The sequence below is a fragment of the Vibrio thalassae genome (assembly GCF_900089835.1).
GTDB lineage: Bacteria > Pseudomonadota > Gammaproteobacteria > Enterobacterales > Vibrionaceae > Vibrio > Vibrio thalassae.
Genome location: NZ_OANU01000022.1, coordinates 55,026 through 75,829, shown reverse-complemented (window position 1 = coordinate 75,829; position 20,804 = coordinate 55,026). Strand labels below are relative to the sequence as shown.

18 protein-coding genes and 1 pseudogene are annotated in these 20,804 nt (G+C 44.6%); 12 read left to right on the top strand and 7 right to left on the bottom strand.

The window, feature by feature from the left end:
• Nucleotides 1-49: 49 nt before the first annotated feature.
• The 4 genes from VTH8203_RS08980 to VTH8203_RS08965 all read left to right on the top strand — a co-directional run bounded on the left by VTH8203_RS08980 (nt 50) and on the right by VTH8203_RS08965 (nt 4,280).
• On the top strand, nt 50-622 hold the full coding sequence (locus VTH8203_RS08980) for an aldolase/citrate lyase/malate synthase family protein (RefSeq protein ID WP_096993363.1): 573 nt from the start codon (nt 50-52) through the stop codon (nt 620-622).
• A 157-nt stretch (nt 623-779) separates the two neighbouring features.
• Nucleotides 780-1,733, top strand: coding sequence for a hypothetical protein (locus tag VTH8203_RS08975; RefSeq protein WP_096993362.1), 954 nt, complete (start codon nt 780-782; stop codon nt 1,731-1,733).
• A gap of 324 nt (nt 1,734-2,057) precedes the next feature.
• A complete protein-coding gene (gene tnpA / locus VTH8203_RS08970) occupies nt 2,058-2,492 on the top strand; it encodes an IS200/IS605 family transposase (RefSeq protein ID WP_096991864.1) in 435 nt (144 codons plus the stop codon).
• 87 nt (nt 2,493-2,579) lie between these two features.
• Nucleotides 2,580-4,280, top strand: a complete 1,701-nt coding sequence (locus VTH8203_RS08965) for an HD-GYP domain-containing protein (RefSeq protein ID WP_158296096.1) — start codon at nt 2,580-2,582, stop codon at nt 4,278-4,280.
• A gap of 84 nt (nt 4,281-4,364) precedes the next feature.
• Here VTH8203_RS08965 and VTH8203_RS08960 read toward each other — a convergent pair whose 3' ends face one another.
• Together VTH8203_RS08960 and VTH8203_RS08955 are read right to left on the bottom strand one after the other, a co-directional pair.
• Nucleotides 4,365-5,387: a GGDEF domain-containing protein gene (locus VTH8203_RS08960; RefSeq protein WP_096993360.1), complete on the bottom strand. Its 1,023-nt coding sequence runs from the start codon at nt 5,385-5,387 to the stop codon at nt 4,365-4,367.
• Between the two features lie 230 nt (nt 5,388-5,617).
• Nucleotides 5,618-6,877 (bottom strand): NADH:ubiquinone reductase (Na(+)-transporting) subunit B, encoded by a 1,260-nt coding sequence (locus VTH8203_RS08955; RefSeq protein WP_096993359.1) that lies wholly within the window; start codon nt 6,875-6,877, stop codon nt 5,618-5,620.
• Between the two features lie 142 nt (nt 6,878-7,019).
• On the opposite strand from VTH8203_RS08955, the gene VTH8203_RS08950 reads away from it, so the two are divergent.
• From VTH8203_RS08950 to VTH8203_RS08940, 3 genes are read left to right on the top strand one after another with little or no spacing between them, the layout of a single operon-like run.
• Nucleotides 7,020-8,360: a DASH family cryptochrome gene (locus VTH8203_RS08950; protein ID WP_096993358.1), complete on the top strand. Its 1,341-nt coding sequence runs from the start codon at nt 7,020-7,022 to the stop codon at nt 8,358-8,360.
• 11 nt (nt 8,361-8,371) lie between these two features.
• Nucleotides 8,372-9,922 (top strand): cryptochrome/photolyase family protein, encoded by a 1,551-nt coding sequence (locus VTH8203_RS08945; RefSeq protein ID WP_096993357.1) that lies wholly within the window; start codon nt 8,372-8,374, stop codon nt 9,920-9,922.
• 7 nt (nt 9,923-9,929) lie between these two features.
• Entirely contained in the window at nt 9,930-10,655 is a 726-nt protein-coding gene (locus VTH8203_RS08940) for an SDR family NAD(P)-dependent oxidoreductase (RefSeq protein ID WP_096993356.1), read from the top strand.
• 5 nt (nt 10,656-10,660) lie between these two features.
• On the opposite strand, the gene VTH8203_RS08935 is transcribed toward VTH8203_RS08940, so the two are convergent.
• A complete protein-coding gene (locus VTH8203_RS08935) occupies nt 10,661-10,819 on the bottom strand; it encodes a DUF2256 domain-containing protein (protein ID WP_096993373.1) in 159 nt (52 codons plus the stop codon).
• Nucleotides 10,820-10,952: 133 nt separating this feature from the next.
• Here VTH8203_RS08935 and VTH8203_RS08930 point away from each other — a divergent pair, with 133 nt between their 5' ends.
• Genes VTH8203_RS08930 through VTH8203_RS08920 form a run of 3 tightly spaced genes read left to right on the top strand, consistent with a single transcriptional unit; the run spans nt 10,953 to nt 12,614 of the window.
• Nucleotides 10,953-11,753: a PhzF family phenazine biosynthesis protein gene (locus VTH8203_RS08930; protein WP_096993355.1), complete on the top strand. Its 801-nt coding sequence runs from the start codon at nt 10,953-10,955 to the stop codon at nt 11,751-11,753.
• 43 nt (nt 11,754-11,796) lie between these two features.
• Nucleotides 11,797-12,378, top strand: coding sequence for an HD domain-containing protein (locus VTH8203_RS08925; protein ID WP_158296099.1), 582 nt, complete (start codon nt 11,797-11,799; stop codon nt 12,376-12,378).
• Entirely contained in the window at nt 12,375-12,614 is a 240-nt protein-coding gene (locus VTH8203_RS08920; RefSeq protein ID WP_096993353.1) for a GNAT family N-acetyltransferase, read from the top strand. Before VTH8203_RS08925 ends, VTH8203_RS08920 begins: the two co-directional genes overlap by 4 nt.
• 59 nt (nt 12,615-12,673) lie before the next feature.
• Here the strand turns inward: VTH8203_RS08920 and VTH8203_RS08915 are convergent, their stop codons facing one another.
• A complete protein-coding gene (locus tag VTH8203_RS08915) occupies nt 12,674-14,527 on the bottom strand; it encodes a heparin lyase I family protein (RefSeq protein WP_096993352.1) in 1,854 nt (617 codons plus the stop codon).
• Between the two features lie 533 nt (nt 14,528-15,060).
• On the opposite strand from VTH8203_RS08915, the gene VTH8203_RS08910 reads away from it, so the two are divergent.
• Complete coding sequence (locus tag VTH8203_RS08910; RefSeq protein WP_096993351.1) at nt 15,061-15,837, top strand: alpha/beta fold hydrolase; 777 nt, start codon at nt 15,061-15,063, stop codon at nt 15,835-15,837.
• Between the two features lie 149 nt (nt 15,838-15,986).
• Here the strand turns inward: VTH8203_RS08910 and VTH8203_RS24990 are convergent.
• The 3 genes and pseudogenes from VTH8203_RS24990 to VTH8203_RS08895 form a co-directional block, all read right to left on the bottom strand.
• Nucleotides 15,987-16,169 (bottom strand): annotated as a pseudogene (locus tag VTH8203_RS24990) (IS5/IS1182 family transposase); the annotation flags it as partial.
• A gap of 122 nt (nt 16,170-16,291) precedes the next feature.
• The gene (locus VTH8203_RS08900) at nt 16,292-17,977 is read right to left on the bottom strand and encodes a glycoside hydrolase family 13 protein (protein WP_096993350.1); all 1,686 of its coding nucleotides are present in this window, start codon (nt 17,975-17,977) and stop codon (nt 16,292-16,294) included.
• A 32-nt stretch (nt 17,978-18,009) separates the two neighbouring features.
• Nucleotides 18,010-19,029, bottom strand: a complete 1,020-nt coding sequence (locus VTH8203_RS08895) for a LacI family DNA-binding transcriptional regulator (protein WP_096993372.1) — start codon at nt 19,027-19,029, stop codon at nt 18,010-18,012.
• 311 nt (nt 19,030-19,340) lie between these two features.
• Here VTH8203_RS08895 and VTH8203_RS08890 point away from each other — a divergent pair, with 311 nt between their 5' ends.
• Nucleotides 19,341-20,696 carry an ABC transporter substrate-binding protein gene (locus tag VTH8203_RS08890; RefSeq protein WP_096993349.1) on the top strand — a complete coding sequence of 452 codons (1,356 nt, stop codon included), beginning with the start codon at nt 19,341-19,343 and terminating at the stop codon, nt 20,694-20,696.
• The last annotated feature ends 108 nt before the right edge of the window (nt 20,697-20,804 follow it).

The following is a 20,804-nucleotide window of genomic DNA, read 5'->3' as shown; positions in this document are numbered from 1 at the left end:
GTTTAGTATATTTACTCTAGATCAACAAGAGCCAGGTGAGGAAAAGACGATGAACATGCTGACATTCGATAAAACAGAACTACACAAAAACCATTCAACGTTTATCGCAGAAGCTGTCTTTGCCGTGGAAATGGTCAAAGCCGATGAGCAAATAGAGAAGCAAAAGATGGCGAAGCAACTTCTTGATACTTTGTTTCCCCTAGAGTCAGGCTCTCACGAAGACGTCGTAAGTTACGAAATTGATTATCGACACGTACAAGCTTATTTTAAGAATGGAGCACACACAGGTTTGAAAAGAGCCAAACACTTTGTTGCTTACGCTGGAAATAAATGTGCGCCAGCAGCCATTTTATTTCGCGATGAGAGCGGCACGCACGTAGAAGTGATGGTGGCAAAGCGCAAAGGTACCGGCAATCTAGAACTGGTAGAAATTGAGGACATTCAGTTGGAGACATGTACAACATTTGGACAAACCGACAAGTGTCATGCATCTGGTATCCGTCATTGGGTAAGTCTGGTTCAAGGTGACGACCAAGGCCGCCCAAGAGCGTGTAGCGAAGATAAAGAATTTACTGCCAAAAATGGTGATGATTATAACCTTGGATTTAGCTTTGCTTTTTAATTCCGTTAGCCCTTTTATTTAAACTGCTTTTCCTTTGGTAGTGTTGCCCCACACTCGAGCCGTGGGGCGTTTTTTATGGCAATTATCCAGATTAGACTTCTCGTTAATAGTCAATTCAACTAGTCTTACATAGTGTTAATTCAAAGTATTAGTTGCTATGCCGACCTCTTCTAAAACTCAAAATAAGTTGACCTTTCCGCTGCATATTCATATTTCAACTTTATTTGTCGTGTTGGTGCTGGTGATTTGTGGTGTCCAGATTTGGATCACCCAAGCGAGCTTAAATAAAGTTTTATTGAATGCGAATGAAAATCTATTTGAGCGTATTGCTGGTGAGACGCGAAGTAACATGTCGTATCACTTTGGCCCCTCCTTTAGCATTGTCGATGCCTACTCTGCAGGAGAGTTGGTACGGGAAGTAGATCCGGAACGACGTTTTGCATTTGTGCCCGAACTTGCCTCGCTACTGCGCGCCAATCAGAACATTTTTACTCTAAAGGCGGCTTTTCCTGATGGCGAGTGGATAGCCGTGATTAGATTAACCGACCCGACCATGAGACGAAACTTAGGGATCGATTCAAATGCAACCTACGCTGCTCTGAGCTATAACCCAGAGAGTAATAAACTTTCGGTAAGAACCTACAACATTCATGTAATGCGTTTGCAATCGAGCCTCATTGAAAGTCCGTTTAGCGATCCTCGAAGTATGGACTGGTATCGGAGCTCGTCGATCACGACGGCCAAAGTATCTAAACCTTATTACATGTCGATCATCTCAAAGACAGGGGTCACGATTCATCGTAAAGCGGCCAACGGAACGGTGTTTGGTGCAGATGTTATTTTGGATCAGGTTTCGCAAGTATTAAGGGATAACGATGAAAGTCGTGACGCTCTTCGTGTGTTGTATGATGATGACTTTAATGTATTTGCCTACAGCCAACCGGAGTTGATTGAAGTACGAGATGTCTTACGACAGTCTTCCCCACTCAAACTTGGTAATATTAATCACCCACTGATTTCTAGCACCATGGATATTGTTGCATTTGGCGCGCAAGCAAAAGAAATTACTTATAAAGGTGAAAAGTGGGTGGTCAAAGTTGACAGTCTCTGAGGTACGCGAGAGCAGTTGTTTAATCTGGTCATGGCAGTTAAGTCAGATCAGTTGCTCAAGGATGCCAATCTCGTCGCCAAGCGATCGCTTATCGGTTCACTTTTCGCCTTATTAATTGCACTTCCTTGTATCTATTATCTTTCTCAGTGGTTGGCTCGCCCGATACGACAAGCGACGCGAAAAGCATGGGCAGTACAACATTTTAATTGAAACTTGGTAAACCACCGCCTCTGGCGGTGTGACTCGAAAAGGCTCTGCCGTAACAGCGTGCATCGATGGGAAAATGACCTCCTTTATAGAACCGGCAAGTTCAAAGGAGGTCATATGAGAGACTGGCAGAGCCAAGCTCACGTTAAACATTATTGCAAATATCACGTTGTGATTGTTCCAAAATATCGAAAGAAAGCGATTTATGGTTCATTGCGTAGAGATATCGGAAAAATCTTAAGAGAGTTATGTAGACAGCAAGGGGTAGTATTGGTTGAGGGTTATGCGATGAAAGATCACATCCATATGCTCTTGATGATTCCACCAAAGTATAGCGTGGCCAATACTGTTGGCTTTTTGAAAGGAAAATCAGCAATAAGAATTTTCCGCGACTATATGCAGGTAAAACGTAACTTTACTGGGAGAAAATTCTGGGCAAGAGGTTACTGTGTTAGCACAGTAGGACTCGATGAACAGATGATTCGTGAATACATACGTAATCAGGAGTCGGAAGAAAAACGCCAAGAGCAGTTGCGACTCTCGGGCTTATAAAACATAGCCCCTTCTAGGGGCTTTCATCATACTACCGGTTTCACCGGTAGTTTTGATTTTGACTCGGGTGAGCAAGAACATTCTCGTGTGACTGAAATAAAAGCCATGTCTGATTCACTGACGGTCATGAAATCGACCATTAAACGCTTTCTTTCACTCACTAATACGATTGCGAAAGAACAAGACTTAGAGCGAATTTTGGAGTTAGTCTGTGCTGAAACCGCCGACGCGACATTCGCTAATAGTACTTATCTCTATTTACTGAGCAGTGACGAGAAGTATCTTGACCCTAAATTTATCAAGTTAGCGACTCAGGGGGTGATTGATGTCACCACGCAACCACGTTTGCCTCTTGAAGACCCGCGTCTTAAGGACGATGTAGACACCTTCTTTATTCACAAGCAACCAATCTATGCTAAAGAGTACCAAGATCGAGCTTATGTGCTCAAAGACAACGAGACGGATAACTTGCTCTTTATTCCACTTATCGACCGAAACCAGAGGGTTATTGGTGCATTGGGATTGGGGGTTGATGAAGATTATCACTCTCAAGTTCTAATAGAAGACAAGGAATACTTAGAAACTCTGGCGGCTTATGCTTCCGTCACTATTGAAACGCAAACCATGCTGGCAGATCAGCGAGCGTTATTAGACTCGTTTATTCAAGTTATGGCAGGCGCTATCGATACGAAATCGCCCTACACCGGCAACCATTGTCAACGCGTTCCTGTTCTGACGGAAATGCTGACGCAAGCTGCTCAAGATTGTGACCAAGGGGTTTTCGCTGAATTCTCGATGAGCCAAGAGCAGTGGCAAGAGCTGCATATCGCCGCATGGTTGCATGATTGCGGAAAAGTGACAACACCAGAACACATCATTGATAAGTCGACCAAGTTGGAGACGATTTACAATCGTATTCATGAAGTTAGAACCCGCTTTGAAGTATTAAAACGTGATGTGGAAATCGCGGTGTATCGTGTCAAATTGGATGGTCAATTAGCGCCAGAAGACGTTGAAAAAATCAGAGTGGCACACAAAGAGTTAGATGAAGAGTTTGCGCTGATCGCTGACATCAACCTCGGCTCTGAATCCTTAGATGACCAAAAAGTCGCCAGTCTGGAAGCCATTGCAAACCGTACGTGGCAGCCAACGATCAACCCCACATTGGGTCTCTCATGGGAAGAGTTAGCGCGGTACTCCGATAAAGACTTTGTCCCCGGTAAACCAGTCTCGTTATTGGTAGATAACCCTTCACACCTAGTCGCTTGGGAGAAAGAGCCGTTGAGAGAAGCGCGTTTTTTTCTCAAAGCAGGAGAGTATCAAAACAACCAAGGTGAGATATATAACTTATCGATTCGAAAGGGAACGTTGAACCGTGAAGAGCGTTATATCATTAACAGTCACATGATAGAGACACTGAAAATGTTAGAGAGTCTGCCGTTTCCTAAAAACATGAAGAATGTGCCATTGCTGGCGGGCAGTCACCATGAAAAAATGAATGGAACAGGTTATCCTTTGGGGTTAAAGGCTGCAGAGCTTCCACTTCCGGCTCGTGCGATGGCGATTGCAGACGTTTTTGAAGCATTAACAAGTTGCGATAGACCATATAAACAGCCTAAAACGCTATCTGAGTCGATAAGGATTATGTCTTTTATGGTGAAAAACCAACATCTGGATCCTGCGCTATTTCAATTGTTCTTACGCTCAGGTGTTTATCAAACCTATGCGAAACGATTCTTACGCCCCGAACAAATTGATGAGGTGGATTTAGACCAATATTTATCCTAACGTCTGGATACAGAAAATGAGAAAGGCAGATTCTATGATCTGCCTTTATGTTATTAGAAACTCTGGAATGCTTGGGTAAATAAATTAGAATGGCATGACTCGGTTTCGACCTGCGCGCTTGGCGTCATACAGCATTTTGTCTGCACGCTCTACAAGAGAAGAATAAGTATCACCGGTGGTAAATTCTGCTACGCCAAACGATGCGGTTATATTACCGACTTTTGAGCCGTTTTTTCGGTCTTTTATCGTCATTTTTTCAATAGCCAAACGCAAAGCGTCAGCCATTTGTCGCGCCACTCTTAGAGATTTATTGGGAATGATTAACGCAAACTCTTCACCGCCAAATCGGTAAGCGGTAATACCACCTCGACAAGCCTGCTTAAGACGTTGTGAAATGCCTTTCAAAATAGTATCACCGAACAGATGGCCAAATTCGTCATTGAATGTCTTAAAATGGTCAATATCTAAAAAGATAAGGCTCATTGGCTGTTTCGCTTCGCAGAACATATTGAGGTCGGCGTCAAAGGCGCCACGATTATAGAGTGACGTCAAACTATCAAATAATGCGTTGCATTGAACTTTTGCCAGTTGTGATTTTAAGCGAGCTATTTCATCACTGGCATTTTTCAATTGATCATTAATAAAGTCGGTGGAATGGCGAATATCGTTTGCTTCATCAACCAATTGTTGAATCAAAGGCATCACTTCATCAAGAGTAGGATTACGTGGCGATTCCATTTGCGTGCTCAATTCGTCGAAGCTTTGCTCAAGCACTTTAGAGAACTGCGAGGTATCGGCAATCACATCGGTCATGGAGCTCGATACTTCAGTGACTAAGGCCTCCATGTTGTGTTTCAAATCTTGCAAATTTACTTCCGCTTTACCTGCGATATGCTCGCGGTATAGTAGATTGGTGTTGACTAGAGGCAAGATATCAAAATCTTTGAGAATCGCATCCACTTCCGCGTTCAATTCGGGGATAGTTTGATCGACATACGTATACCAAAGTGCATAATTGGCAGGCGTCGCTGGAACGTGGTGTTTTACCATCAATGGTACTGCTTTCTTTAAATTCGCCGCCGATTTCTGAAAATCGTTCTTTTTCATGATCTAACTAATGTCCCTGGCTTATTCTGATTGGCGAGGCTTGCACTTAATTCAAGGTCGGACTCTTTTGGTCGGATTACTTTTAATTATCCAACGAGTTCAGTACTTTGTCACTTTAGAAAGCACAGTTTTTGATAGCAGACTCAATTATTAACGTGATTCTGATTCAATAATGGCGCTATTTATAAAATGAATTACAATTAACGCCATTATTTATCTAAGGCATGAAGTTAAGGTGAGATCTTGTCGATCGGCTTCATTCGTTTTACTCGACGCCTTACGACCGCCTCCTTCACGAAATGGTCAAAGAGCGGAGCGAACAAGTTGGCAAACAGAATGGCCAACATAATGCCCTCAGGATAGGCTGGGTTTAGCACTCTTATGCCAATGGTCATGAAACCTATGAGTAAACCATATGCCCACTTTCCTGAGTTAGTAAAGGCTGCGGACACAGGATCTGTCGCCATAAAAAAGGTGCCAAATGCCACGCCACCAATGACAAAATGCCAGTAAACGGGCATCGAGAACATTGAGTTCGAGTCTGAACCAATTACGTTGAGAAGTGTGGCTGAGAGGGTCAAACCAATTAAGACTCCGAGAACAATCCGCCAAGAGGCGATCCCTATCGCCATCAGGAAAATACCCGCAGCGGTAATCAGTAATGTGGAGACCTCACCCATGGAGCCCGGCAAATTTCCAACAAACGCATCCCACCAAGTTAAAGGTTCTCCAGTCAGTGCACTATACAGGGCACTTTCTCCGCCCTCGTACCATTGACTCAGAGGTGTTGCACCCGAGTAGCCGTCCGCAGCGACCCAGACTGCACCGCCAGACATTTGGGCGGGGTAGGCGAAGTAAAGAAAGGCTCTTCCAGCAAGTGCGGGGTTGAGAAAGTTGCGCCCTGTTCCTCCGAACACTTCTTTGGCAACGACGATCCCGAAGGTGATACCGAGTGCCGCTTGCCAGAGTGGAATGGTAGGGGGGAGAATCAATGCAAAGAGAATAGAGCTGACGAAGAAGCCTTCATTAACCTCGTGCTTGCGAACGATAGCAAACAGTACTTCCCAAAAACCGCCCACAACAAACACGGTGAGGTATACGGGTAGGAAGTAACAGGCACCAAACCACATCTTACTTACCCATCCGGCTTCAAGTAAGCCAGTCGCAGAACCAAAGACGAATGATAAACGCCAACTTTCCGCGATCAATTGAGTGATCTCTTCGGCCGAATAAGTGGTGGATAACGCCGCTACCGTTTGGTTGCCTATGTTGTACATGCCCCAAAACATTGCAGGGAATACGGCTAACCACACCATTATCATGATGCGTTTCAGATCTATGCTGTCTCTGAGGTGGGTTTGTCCTTTGGTGACGTGTCCAGGGGTATAAAACAGTGTGGCAATGGCTTCGTAGAGTGGATAAAAGGTTTGGTATTTCCCGCCCGCTTCGAAATGAGGAGCGAGTTTATCTAAGTTGTTTTTTAGTGACATCCCAAGTCCTCCCTGAGGTCGTGTTTGTAGCGTCATCAACGTTTGTACGTTCACGAGCCACAGAATGACCAACGGTTTTCTAAGCTGTCCTAAGTAATGCTGCGTACAAACAGGCAGCGCACAAACAATTTAGGAAAATGACATGTCGAATAAAAGAGGGATTTATTGGTTTACTCAAGATCTTAGGTTGCACGACAATCTACTGTTACAACATGCAAGCGAACAAGTTGATAGGCTTCATTGTGTTTGTTTTGATGAGCTAAAAAGTGTGTTCGATCGGCGCTTTTTACCAATAGAAATTGATGATTCGGCCAAACGAGAATTCACAATGCAGTCATTGGGCGAGTTTAATCAGTCCTTAATGCAACTCGGTCAAGTGCTGCATTATGTGACGGTCAATAGTCTTGACGACGCCGTTCTTCGGCTGGAAGAGATGATTACCTATTACTCGATCACAGATATCTACGTTGCACACAGCGCCAGTTGGTATGTGGATTACGTTCTCACTAAAACTATCCTCAGACACCCGAAAATAGCAGTGCACAGAGCTGAAACTGCCTCGTTGTTTTCTCAGGCGTTGCTCCCCTTTGACATTGAGGACCTTCCTGCGTCATTCTCGCGCTTCAGAAAACAGGTAGAAAATATACTACTTCCAATTGCTGGGCCCACGACGACGCAATTGCCGCCACCATTAAATAATCGAGATGGGTTACCTGCCAGTTATGGTTGTGAACCCTCATCACTGAAAATTCATCATGGTGTGCGTGGTGGAGAGTTAGCAGGGCTTGGACACGTGCGAGATTACTTTTCTACGACCGCGGCGCTACATTACAAATCCACTCGCAACGAGTTGGACAACTGGGACAGTTCCACGAAATTCTCACTTTGGCTGGCCAATGGTAACGTGTCTGCAAAAATGATACTGAGCCATTTAAATCGCTTTGAACGTCAGCATGGCAGTAATGAATCGACCCACTGGATTTTGTTTGAGCTACTTTGGCGTGAATACTTTCACTGGTATAGCCACAAACATGGGGCAAAGCTGTTTGCGTTTGGAGGCATTCAGGGCAAGCGCCCATTGACCACATTTTATGCCAACAGATTACGTCAATGGGTTGAGGGTAATACTCCGTTTCCTATTGTGAACGCATGCATGAATCAATTGCGAGAAACAGGGTATATGTCCAACAGAGGAAGACAGTTGGTGGCAAGTTGTCTTGTGCATGAACTCTCCCTTGATTGGCGTTATGGAGCGTGTTATTTCCAGCATATGCTTATTGACTATGACGTTGGGTCAAATTGGGGCAATTGGCAATATCTTGCTGGTGTGGGAGCCGACCCTCGTGGACATAGGAAGTTTGACCTAAGTAAACAGACACAACTGTATGATCCTGAAAATGTTTTCATCCGTAAGTGGAAAGGTGACCAGCCTAACTCTCGCTTGAACGCAGTGGATATGGTGGATTGGCCGATTCAAGACTGATAAGGAAGACGATGGGATATAGAACGCTAAGACTCATTTTGGGTGATCAACTCGACTCCCAACATTCATGGTTCGCTAGTGTGGATAGCGAGATTCTTTATTTGATTGCAGAATTGAAGCAAGAATCAGAGTACGTGACGCATCATATTCAAAAGCAAGTGGCGTTCTTTCTATCAATGGAAAATTTCGCACGATGCTTGGCAGAACAAGGGCATCACGTTCATCACCTCACTTTAGACGACACGTGCGATTTCGATTCTTTGACCGATCTCATCGCAACGGTTGCTGAGCAGCACAATATCGAAAGGTTTGAGTTCCAAAGGCCAGATGAATACCGACTGCTAAAGAAATTGTCTTGCTTTTCTCACCCACAGTTTTCAACGAACTTGGTCGAGTCAGAACATTTTTTGCTGCCTTTTTCAGAGATAGATAACTATTTCGTTCGCGGCAAGTCTCTGGTGATGGATCACTTTTACCGCAAGATGCGCAAAAAACATGGCATGTTGATGGAAACTGAAACCAAACCGCTTGGTGGAAAATGGAGTTACGATGCGAACAATCGCAACAAATTGAAAAAAGCCGACATTGAAGCGTTGCCCGCCCCACTTCTGTTTGCGTCACCGACAAAAGACACCGTATCACGAATACAGCGACATAATCTTCCTTCGATAGGACGAATTGGTGAACAGCTCATTTGGCCTATCAACCGGTCTCAATCTCTCACGCTACTCGCGCATTTCTGCCAAATCTGTTTACCCAATTTTGGTCGCTTTCAAGATGCGATGACAGAACAGCATGAAAGCCAATGGAGCCTCTATCACAGCCGACTTTCTTTTTCGCTTAACTGTAAGATGCTGACGCCATTAGAGGTGCTATACGCGGCAATTGATCACTATGCGCATTCTGATGGTCAAATCACGCTTGCACAGATTGAGGGGTTTGTCAGACAGATTCTCGGCTGGCGTGAGTATATTCGAGGGATGTATTGGAGCAATATGCCAGACTACTCGACTACCAATGCGTTAGGGGCATCAAGAACATTGCCTCACTATTTTTGGAATGGTGAGACAAAAATGAGTTGTATGAAACATGCCATCACTCAGTCTTTGGATTTCGCCTATGCGCATCACATTCAACGTTTGATGGTGACAGGTAATTTTGCGTTGCTCACCGAGTTAGATCCAGATCAAGTCGAGCAATGGTATCTTGGTATTTATGTTGATGCGATTGAGTGGGTAGAGATGCCCAACACTAGGGGGATGGCTTTATATGCCGATGATGGGCTCATTGCGACCAAACCCTATGGCTCCAGTGGCGGTTATATCAACAAAATGAGTGATTATTGCAGTGGCTGTTTTTATAACGTCAAAGAGCGTTCAGGCCAACAAGCCTGTCCTTTTAATGGTTTTTACTGGCGCTTTATGTATAAGCATCGCGAGTGGCTCGGTAACAATCCTCGGACGGCGATGATTTATCGGACATGGGACCGACTGGCGCCTGAAGTTCAGGATGAACATCTTACCACTGCCGAAGCGAACTTAGTTCGAATTGAACGATTGTGAGGTGAAGATGAAGCCCTTAAATGTCTTGATACTTGGTGCTTCCGGAGGGATAGGTAGGGCAATGACCCAGCATATACTGGCCCATACTGATGCCACGGTATTTGCGACCTATCATCGTGCTCTGCCTGATATGCAGCACTCTAGGCTGCGCTGGCACGCTTTGGACGTCACTAAAGAGGATGATTATGGTGCGTTAATGACATCACTTAGCGCTGAGGTTGAGAGTCTTGATTGGGTCATCAACTGTGTTGGTGTTCTATCGTTGGATGAGTGCACTCCGGAAAAAAGTGTAAAGGCAGTCACCGCAAGCAGCTTAATGACCAGTATTCAAGTCAACACTTTGCCAACGTTGTTGTTAGCAAAGTACGCGTTACCTTTACTAAGACGCGCCAAAGCTCCGCGCTTTGCGACCCTCTCTGCCCGAGTGGGTAGTATTGAGGATAACCAATTAGGCGGGTGGTACAGTTATCGCTGTTCAAAAGCTGCGCTGAATATGGCGCTCAAAAACATAAGTATTGAATGGGGACGTTTAATGAAACGCTCTTGTACTGTGGCGCTGCACCCCGGAACCACGGCTACTGCTCTTTCTCTGCCTTTTCAAGCCAATGTGCCAAAGGATCAGCTGTTCTCGCCAGAGAAAACCGCAAGTTTGCTGTTTCATGTACTGGAGAATCTCAGTCCAGAAGACAATGGCCTTTTTCTCGCTTACGATGGCAGTCGCATCGAGTGGTGACCATGTTAACCTTCAGGCTGGTTTTTTCGTCCGCGATATTCTCGGGCACACCGTTTGGAGCAGTATCGCACTTGCTCCCAACAACGTTGCCATTTTTTTCTCCATGTGAAAGGCCGACGACAACACAGGCAGACTTTGCTAGGTAGGCGCGCTTTTCGATGCATAATGGTAACGTTTAGATTGTTTTTGTTACTTACGAAGTCATAACAAACGAGATCAGCCTTCATAACAATTTAAACTCCACTCGCGATTATGTTATCTATCCTATAAAGTAGTAATGGTCCATAAGGAGTTGTCATGCATTTAGATATCTATCAAGTCAATGCATTCACTAGCGAACCCTTTAAGGGAAATCCTGCTGGTGTCTGTGTTACTCAAGAGGCGTTACCCGCCTCATTAATGCTCGCGATTGCTAAGGAAATGGCGATATCAGAAACGGCGTTCCTCTCATTAACCGACAATCGCTTACGTTGGTTTACCCCGCAAGTGGAGGTGGCACTTTGTGGCCATGGCACTCTGGCTACGGTCAATGTGTTAGATGAGATAGGACTGTTGGCAGAAGATGGCAAATGCAGTTTTCAAACCCTCTCTGGAGAACTTCATGCACAAAAAGTGGGTGAGCGTATTTCTTTAGATTTCCCTATTTATCCCGCAAATGATAGGGCAGAACGTTCACTTGCGAAATTGGAAGCTCTTGGTCTAAAAGAAGACGATATCGAGTACTGGGGTGAGTTTGAAAGTGGTAAAGATTTACTGGTAATAAAAAGTGAAGAGCGTTTGCATCATCTTACTCCAAATTTCCAAGCTCTTATCCAATGTGAAGGTCGCGCCATGGCGGTAACGGCCAAGTCTGAGCGCAGTGATGTGGATTTCATTGCTCGCTATTTTGCTCCTTGGGTTGGAGTCAATGAGGATCCTGTTACGGGGTCGGCTTATTGCGCACTAGCGCCTTACTGGGCAGACAAACTCAATAAATGTTCGCTCACCGGTTATCAAGACTCTGAGCGCGGAGGCTACGTTGGCATGATGTTGAAACAAGACCGTATTGAGCTCAGTGGTCAAGCGATTACGCTTATAAAAGGTACTATCCGTGTTTAATGAGAAATGGATTCCTCAGTTTCTGGATTTTATTCAAGCGGAAATGATCACTGATGCGGCGCATGATCTTAACCATGTACTGCGTGTCGTTAATTGTGCTAAACGCTTATCAGTGACAGAAAACGCCAATCTGGATGTGGTTATTCCTGCGGCCTATCTGCACGATTGCTTCACCTATCCTAAGGATCATCCAGAACGTTCAAGCAGTTCAACTATCGCTGCACATAAAGCGTGTCAGTTTTTGAGAACGATAGGTTATCCAGAGCAGCATATTGATGCTATTCACCATGCGATTGTCGCACACAGTTTTTCTGCCAATATCTCAACCGACTCTGTTGAAGCGCGAGTAGTACAAGATGCCGACCGATTAGATGCATTAGGTGCTATTGGTGTTACGCGTTGTATTCAGGTTGCGACCAGTCTAGGTCGAACTTTGTATCATATTGACGATCCTTTTTGCCTCGAGCGCTCTCCCGACGACGCTAAGTTCACTATTGACCATTTTTACATCAAGCTATTTTCCATTGCAGATACAATGAAAACCGACGCGGGTAAACAGGAAGCAATCAGTAGAGTGGCGTTTATGAAACAGTATTTAGCGCAGCTAGGGCACGAAATATCATGATTGAACATCAACTGGATAGACAAAGATTTGTACTTTCTTCGAACGGGCAAGACTCGGTATTGAATTACAAGCTTTCGGGTAATACGGTTAATTTTAACCACACCTTTGTGCCAGAATCACAGCGTGGAAAGGGCTCTGCAAAACAGTTAGTCGATCACGGTCTTGCTTGGGCTAGAGAGCAAGGCTACCAGATTGAAGCCGACTGTTGGTATGTGGCTAGATTCTTGAATAGATAGCAGTGTTGTGGGTTAGCTCAGCGACGGTTCTCACACCGTCGCTGCAAGAGTGACAAAGGCTAACGTTCTGGATCAAATGGATACGGATCTAAGCCATTACTTTTACCGTCGTCGTCACTGTCATTATAGATACCATCCACGGGGGAGCGTCCCCAAGCATCCAACTGTCTATTGATGGCTTTGGAGACAGAAACGTTGTCGAAATAGATTGTCCTTGGACTGCGAATTTCGGTATACATTCCGATCTTGGTGTAGCCATTATTGCCAATCAGCATGTTTTTACCTTTTCGGTCGAGCTTCAGCTCACCATTGACCCAGACTTTTACTTGCCCATCGTCGGCCAAAGACTTTTTAAAGTAGATACGAATATCAGTCCATTGATCTTGTGGTGCAACGCCTAAATCGATCACCGGATAGTTAGGTGCGTGGAAGCTGAGTTTGAAAAGCCCATCATTGCTTAGACGTACTGCTGCGTGAGGACCAGAGCTGAATGACTTCCACTGCGCCAAGATAATGGAGTACTTAGTGATGGTCTGCCAAGATGCATCGGGGCGAATATTGGCACTAAAATAGAAGTCATCGCCCGGTGCATACTGATAGCGGCCATCCATAAAGGCGGTTTCGCTTCGATAAGCGGGTGGCTCGCCGTAAAACTTCATCACATGATTACCTGTGCGAGCCCAATCTACTTGAGCTACCTCGTAATAGTGATAGCTGGCGGGTATTTTGGTGAGTGAGTCGTAACTACTAGAAAAAGAGGGGGTAAGTTCCCCAGGTAAGCCGGAGTCTGCCAGACCGTTTTCCCAACCAGCAGTGTATATGGCGGCTGGATTTTCGATTGTCGTGGTTCGGTCGATTTGAATGTCGACCCAAGCTGGTTGCGATCGGTTAAATCCGTCTTCTACATGGTAGAAGAAGCCATCTAGGCTGACAAAGTCAGCATTTGGCTGATATAGTATTTGTCCTTCGACAACGGTAACTGTTCCATAGTTTGGTTCAGATGCAATGACGATGGTTAGTTCATCACCTTCAGGGTCTAGGTCGTTTGCTAACACATTGCATAGTAGTGCTTGGTTCTCAAAACCATTGCAGCTATCTGGGGAGATAATGGTGACCTCATTTTTCCATCTTTCTGGGTCAAGTGGATAATCATCGTCTATATCGGCAACACCATCTCCATCATCGTCGGTGTCCTTGTTATTTCCAATGCCATCGCTGTCCGTGTCGATAGCTTCGGTAGGGTCATAGGGAAAGGCATCTTCGGCATCAACGACACCGTCATTATCAGAGTCTTTGGAAAGGGGCGATAAGTAAAACTGCAAGCGATCAATACGGATTGAACCTTCTACTGCTGCGAGCGTAAACGTATGTTCCCCTTTAGTTAACCAAATGGTCTGAGGTGAGGTTTGCTCAAATTCGCGAGTAATCTGGGTGGAGGAAAGGAATGGAATCCGGAACAACACTTCTGTGCCCTTACGCAGTTCTACATGTTTGGTTTTGTCGGCAGATGAGCCTAACCAAGCAGAGAATTCGTAGTAGGCACCCTCTTCGACTTGCACGGTGTAGTTCATCCATTCGTCGCGCGCAAACCAGCCAACGTGTACCTGCCCATCACTGTGAGTAGAGAAATCCACACCATCGTTACGGTATTGCTTTCCCCCACGGTTCTCTGGTTCTTTGTCAAAGTAGGCGATGCCTGGTCCACCAAGGTCATAATCTTCCGCTTCCACAATGGAAGGTAATCGGTGAATAGGTAAGGCAGACTTGGTGTCGTCCCAGGGATAAATATCTTCAAGGTCGGGGACACCATCGCCATCAGAATCGACATTGGCGAAGGTCAGTGAGGTATTCAGCAGCATCCCAAACATCAATGCGGGGAGAATCATTGCAGGGTAATTTAATCTTGTTCTCATAATATATTCCTTTGTTATTTACGCCTGTTACGAGCTCAGGTCGCAACATCTAATAGGCGGATCAAATTGGAATTAAATGAGTGCACTCTTCAACACCTTAGAAAGTTTGGAATGCATATCAAACAGGTTTTATATTGATGTGGTGAATGTAAATTGGGAAAGAAAGACTATTTCTAAGCATTAGATAGGAAAAGAGCGACTAAGGCTTAAAATTCGCTAATAAGTCCGTAATCTAATATATCTATATGATACCGAGGGTTAATATCGCAGTAATTTTGTTAGTGATGGACATATAAAAACGGTGAATGGAATAAGAATTCTTTGCGTTCGGAGAGTAATGAGCGCATCAATCTTGAATTGCTAGCTTTTATACTCCAGCACATTGAATAACAGTTTAAAAACTCGGCGGTAAAGTGGTTTTTCATTTTTTGTAAATTTACTTAGATTTGGAATGAAAGTCTTACAGAGATAGTGTAGAAGTGGTTAAACCACTTTGATATTCTGGGGGTGGTATCGACGTTAGGAGGCATAGAATGAAGTGGAAAGTCAGTATGGCAATATTGACTGCTCTTGCTTTAGTAGGTTGCAGTAAGCCGGAGATAGAAACCGTCGATAGTGAGCTAAATGCACACCACTTAGATCAAGTTGTTGTAGTGCACGGTTTAGCGAGAAGCGCTTGGTCGATGCAAAACATGTCAAAAAGTATTGCCAAGCAAGGTTATCAAGTCTGTGTCGTGAATTACCCAACGCTTCGCCAGCCTATTGAAAATACGCTTGCCGAGAGTGCCAAGGAGCTCTCTCGATGTATTGACGAATTTAATCACTCAAAAAACCTTGTCACTAATCAGTCAAAAATCCATTTTGTTGGGCATTCATTAGGCGGATTAGTGATCCGCTCGTACTTGGCACAGCATCCCGATTTTGTCGACTCATCGGAGATGGGAAAAGTGGTGTTTGTTGGTACTCCCAACCATGGTAGTGATGTTGCAGATTTCTTCTCGGACACTTGGATGTTATCTCTAGTGGGTGGCACCGCTGAATCGCTAACAACCAGTCCTAATTCATTCCCAAATAGTTTGCCAAACCCAAACTACGATTTTGGTGTCATAGCAGGTACGCAAAGCTACCCGGTTTTCAGTGGCATGTTCAGCAAAAGCAACGATGGGCTAGTCTCGGTGGAATCCACAAAACTGGACGGTATGCGAGATTTTATTGAAGTAGATATCAAACACGATAGGCTACGTCGAGATCCTTATGTAACCTCATTGGTACTGAACTTTATTGAGACCGATAAGTTCGAATCGAAATAACGTAGCATTATAGAACGACACGATAGTGTTAGTTCTCTATTGCTACGGCATTTTGTCTAGTGACTTCGTTAGCTAATAGCATTTTGAGTGACATTGGCTTTGTTGCGTAATTCGGTAAGAAAACATGGCAGCGCCATGTTGAGCCGTTCTTAAACAACATGCTGAGTTTTAGGCATACCGAGCCCTTTGAGCTTAGTCAGTGGATCATAGCTTAAGTCTCGCCAACTTGAGCGTTGTAGTTTCTCTGGCTTAACTTCCCACCTAACAACTGTTTCACTCTATATTGCTGCCTCTTATAGCGAGCGCTCATGATAGCCATTCCGTTGTTTCCACTAAGCTATCGTATCCTCATCAATCCAAAAGGTCAGAGAACCACGGTTTATTAAGGTATTGTTGTACCTCAACAAAAAAGCAACGATGTTGTTAATCGCTGCTTTTTTTACATTTGCCTCAGTTATTCAATATCAATGATTATGGCTTGATAAGGCTTCAAAACTAGCTCGTGTATTGAGCTTGGTGCATCATCATAGTTATTTAGTACGACTTGTTTCACACCGTATTGATAGGTTCTCTGTAAGGTACTATCGGTAAAGTTAGCAATGATAAGCAAAGACTTTTCGCCGCTCGAGCGAATGTATGCGTAGACTTCACCGTCTTGTGGGTCGAGTAAGGTATGATTGCCATAAACTACAACATCCCCATATTCTTCACCTTGGCGCAGCTGGATAAGCTGGCGATAATGATGATAAATGGAATCCTCGTCGTTAACCGCTTGTTCTGCATTGATCTCAACATAGTTTTCATTCACTGGGAGCCAAGGCGTGCCTGTAGTGAAACCTGCATGATCTTTTGTATCCCACTGCACTGGGACACGAGCATGGTCACGAGAGAAGTAGTTTAAAAACTCAATCGCATCATCATTGGAAACGCCACGCTCAATCATCTTCTGGTAATGGAACTTCGCCATGAGGTCATTAAACTCTTCGATGTTATTGAAGTGCTTATTGGTCATGCCTATCTCTTCACCTTGATAAATATAGGGGGTGCCGCTCATCATATGTAAAACCGTGCCAAGCATTTTTGCACTGATGATGCGATATTCAGGAGAGTCAGAGCCATAACGCGATACCGTACGAGGTTGGTCGTGATTACTCCAATACACGCTGTTCCAACCTCTCTGGTATAAGTCTTCCTGCCAGCGAGACATGATTTCTTTATACTGAACTAAATCGAAATCTTTCTTCACCGCATTGTGTTCTTCGCGGTCGATACCAACGTGCTCGAACTGAAAGATCATGCTAAGTTCATTACGCTCTGGGTGAGAATAGTAACGGCCATCTAACGTTGTGGTAAAGGGAGTTTCACCAACGGTGAGCACATCATAATGTCTTAGCACTTTGTCGTGCATTTCACGTAGATATTGGTGAACCAGTAGATTATTTGACCAATGTTCCCAACCAGCGACACCAGAGTCAAAGATGGTCGCGTCTGGATAGTCTGACGGTTTGCCGATCATATTAATGACATCCATACGGAAGCCACCTAAGCCTTTTTTCAGCCAGAAGTGCATCATGTCGTAGACGGCTTCACGTACTTCTGGATTGGCCCAGTTTAGGTCTGGTTGTTTATTGCTAAAGAGGTGTAGGTAGTATTGTCCCGTCGTCTCATCAAGCGTCCACGCTTTAGGTTTGAAGAAAGATTCCCAGTTGTTTGGCTCACTGCCATCCTGTTTAGGATCTTTCCAAATATACCAATCGCGTTTGGGGTTATCTCGACTGCTCTTGGATTCGAGAAACCAAGGGTGTTCATCGGAGGTGTGGTTTACCACCAGATCCATGACAATTTTGATGCCGCGTTTATCCGCTTCGAATAACAGCTTTTCTATGTCCGCCATCGTGCCAAATTCTGGTGCAATTTCACGATAGCCAGAAATATCATAACCATTGTCATCCATGGGAGATTTATACACAGGGCTGAGCCAGATAACATTTGCGCCTAGCGTTTGGATATAATCGAGTTTTTCAATGATACCTGGAATATCACCAATGCCATCTCCGTTAGAGTCATTGAAACTTCTTGGATAGATTTGATAAACGACGGCGTCATGCCACCAACGCTTTTCCAGTTGTTCCGTACTCATGGACCAATTCTCCTTAGCAAGTGAGGTAATGTCTAACTGCTGGAACGAATAATTAGTTTCGTATCCAGTTGGATAGATTCGTAGGGTAGTTGGCCGAGCGCAATTTTTGCTGCAATCCGGCCTTTATCCTCGATCGGTTGTCTGATTGTTGTTAGCCCTTGTTCTTCCGCCTGAGGGATATCGTCGAACCCAACAATGCGGACTGTTACGTTGGTTTCTCTGACCACTTCAAGCGCGGCTAGGGCGATCTTGTCGCTCATACAGAGCAAAACATCGATTGGTTTTGGACCAGTGAGCGCACCTCGGAGCATTGTTTTCAATATGCCTTCATCGAGGTCATGGATTTGCCAAATGTTTTCAAAGTCTAATTCAATGCCATTTCCACAGAGTGCCTGCTTGTATCCTTCAAATCGACAACGAGACACTGATTCTTCAATACTATATAGATTGTCGAGGTTGGTGAGCGCTAGTGAGGTAGAGGGTTCTAGACGAAGAGCTAAAATAAGAACATTATCTTCTGAGCTATGAATGGCGTGCTTAGCAATCTCGTAGCTAGCTTTGATGTTGTCAATGTTTATCGAGGGAACATCTGGCAGGGAGAAATCCACACTAACGACGGGTTTGTGCTGACGAGTTATCAGATCGATAACACCAGAGTCTACGGGCTTTCCGTAGACGATAAAACTATCAGGGATAGTTTCAACTTGGGTGGATTGATAATTTTCGCGATTAGATGGAAGTAATAGCATGTTCACATGTGAATCATCGAGAGTTCTTGATATTCCACTTAAAAATTTGGTTGCTACCGAGTCAGTAAAACTGTGCGCTAGGCTGTCAGCCAATAGTACTCCAATAATACCTGTTTTTCCGGTACGCAAGCTTCTAGCGGTGATGCTGGGTCCCGTGTAACCAAGCTCCTTACATTCATTGAGAACTCTTTCTCTTAAGGCTTTCGACAATTGACTGGGACGATTAAACGCGTTTGACACAGTTGCTGTCGATACCCCCAGGCGCGCAGCCACGGCTTTCAAATTCGGTTTCTTCCGTTCCATATCAACTTTCTCGCTTGTCGAATTGATCGCTAACAATACCTATTTCATTGACCAGATTCTAAAACGATTAAGTTGCGATTTTAAATCAAAAACAAAAAGTCAATCTAATTTGTGTGATCTATAGCGCTCTTTACTTTGTTTTGCTGCCGACTTTATTGATGCTATCCACAGTTTTTAAAATATGAAGTGAACAAATTTTAAGCAGGCTATAATGTAATGTATATCGGCTTAACCGATTAAGATTCCGAGGTCGAAGATGTAAACGAACCTAAGGGTAAATTAAGTAGTTTCTTGTGAATGGAGTTAGACTAATGAAAACCTCTATGCTTGTCGCCAGCGCAGTGGCTGTAGCCATTTCTGCATCCTCTGTCTTTGCAGCAGATTTGAAGTATGCACCGGGAGAAGATAAACGCTTTAACTGGAAAAGCTACGATGATTTAAAAAAAACCAATCTAGAGGGTGAAAAAATAACAATTTTTGGCCCTTGGCTAACGAAAGATAAAGAGCTCGTCGAAAGTGTGATTGCTTACTTCGAAGAGGCGACGGGCGCAGATGTTGAGTATTCTGGCTCAGACTCTTTCGAGCAGCAGATTGCGATCGATGTTCAAGCAGGCAGTGCGCCAAACATTGCCATATTTCCTCAACCCGGCTTAGCGCAAGATTTGGCTGCTAAAGGATTTCTGACGCCTCTGGATGAAGAGACTGCTCAGTGGGTCAAGGACAACTATGCCGCCGGTTCATCTTGGGTGGACTTAGGGTCCTTTGAAGATAAGGATGGAAAAGAACATCTATTCGGGTTCTTTTACAAGGTAGATGTCAAATCCCTTGTGTGGTATGTGCCCGAAAATTTTGAGGACGCAGGGTATAAAGTGCCTCAAACCATGGAAGAGTTGAAAGCGTTAACGGAAAAAATGGTAAAGGATGGGAAAACACCTTGGTGTATTGGTTTGGGGTCTGGAGGCGCAACGGGCTGGCCTGCGACGGATTGGGTTGAAGATATGATGCTTCGTACGCAATCACCAGCTGACTACGATAAGTGGACGACAAATGAAATGAAGTTCAACGACCAGAAGGTTGTTGATTCTATCGAAGAGTTTGGGTGGTTTGCTCTCAATGATAAATACGTAGATGGCGGTTCCAGAGCGGTGGCAACTACGGACTTCCGTGACTCGCCAAAAGGTTTGTTCACCTCACCACCCAAATGCTACATGCACCGTCAAGCTTCATTCATTCCGACTTTCTTTCCAGAAGGGACAGAGCTTGGTCAAGATGTTGATTTCTTCTATTTCCCTGCCTACGAGTCAAAAGATTTGGGTAAACCAGTACTTGGCGCAGGGACTATGTGGAGTATCACAAAGGATTCAAAGGGCACTCGTGCATTTATGGAGTTCTTGCAATCGCCGCTTGCACACGAGATCTGGATGGCCCAATCAGGTTTCCTAACGCCTCACAAAGGCGCAAATGTTGAGGCATATGGTAACGATACGCTTAAGAAACAGGGAGAAATCTTGCTTGATGCAACAACATTCCGTTTCGATGGCTCTGATTTGATGCCGGGCAAAATTGGTGCAGGGGCGTTCTGGACTGGTATGGTTGATTACAGTGGCGGCAAACCCGCAAAAGACGTGGCTGATGACATCCAAAAAACGTGGGATGCACTGAAGTAAGCGTTAATCTCAGAGTACCACTCTGAGTAACAAAGGTGTCGGTAGATGTGATTAATCATTACGTCTACCGAGACTCACAGATTTATCCGAGTTTTAAAACGAGGTAGC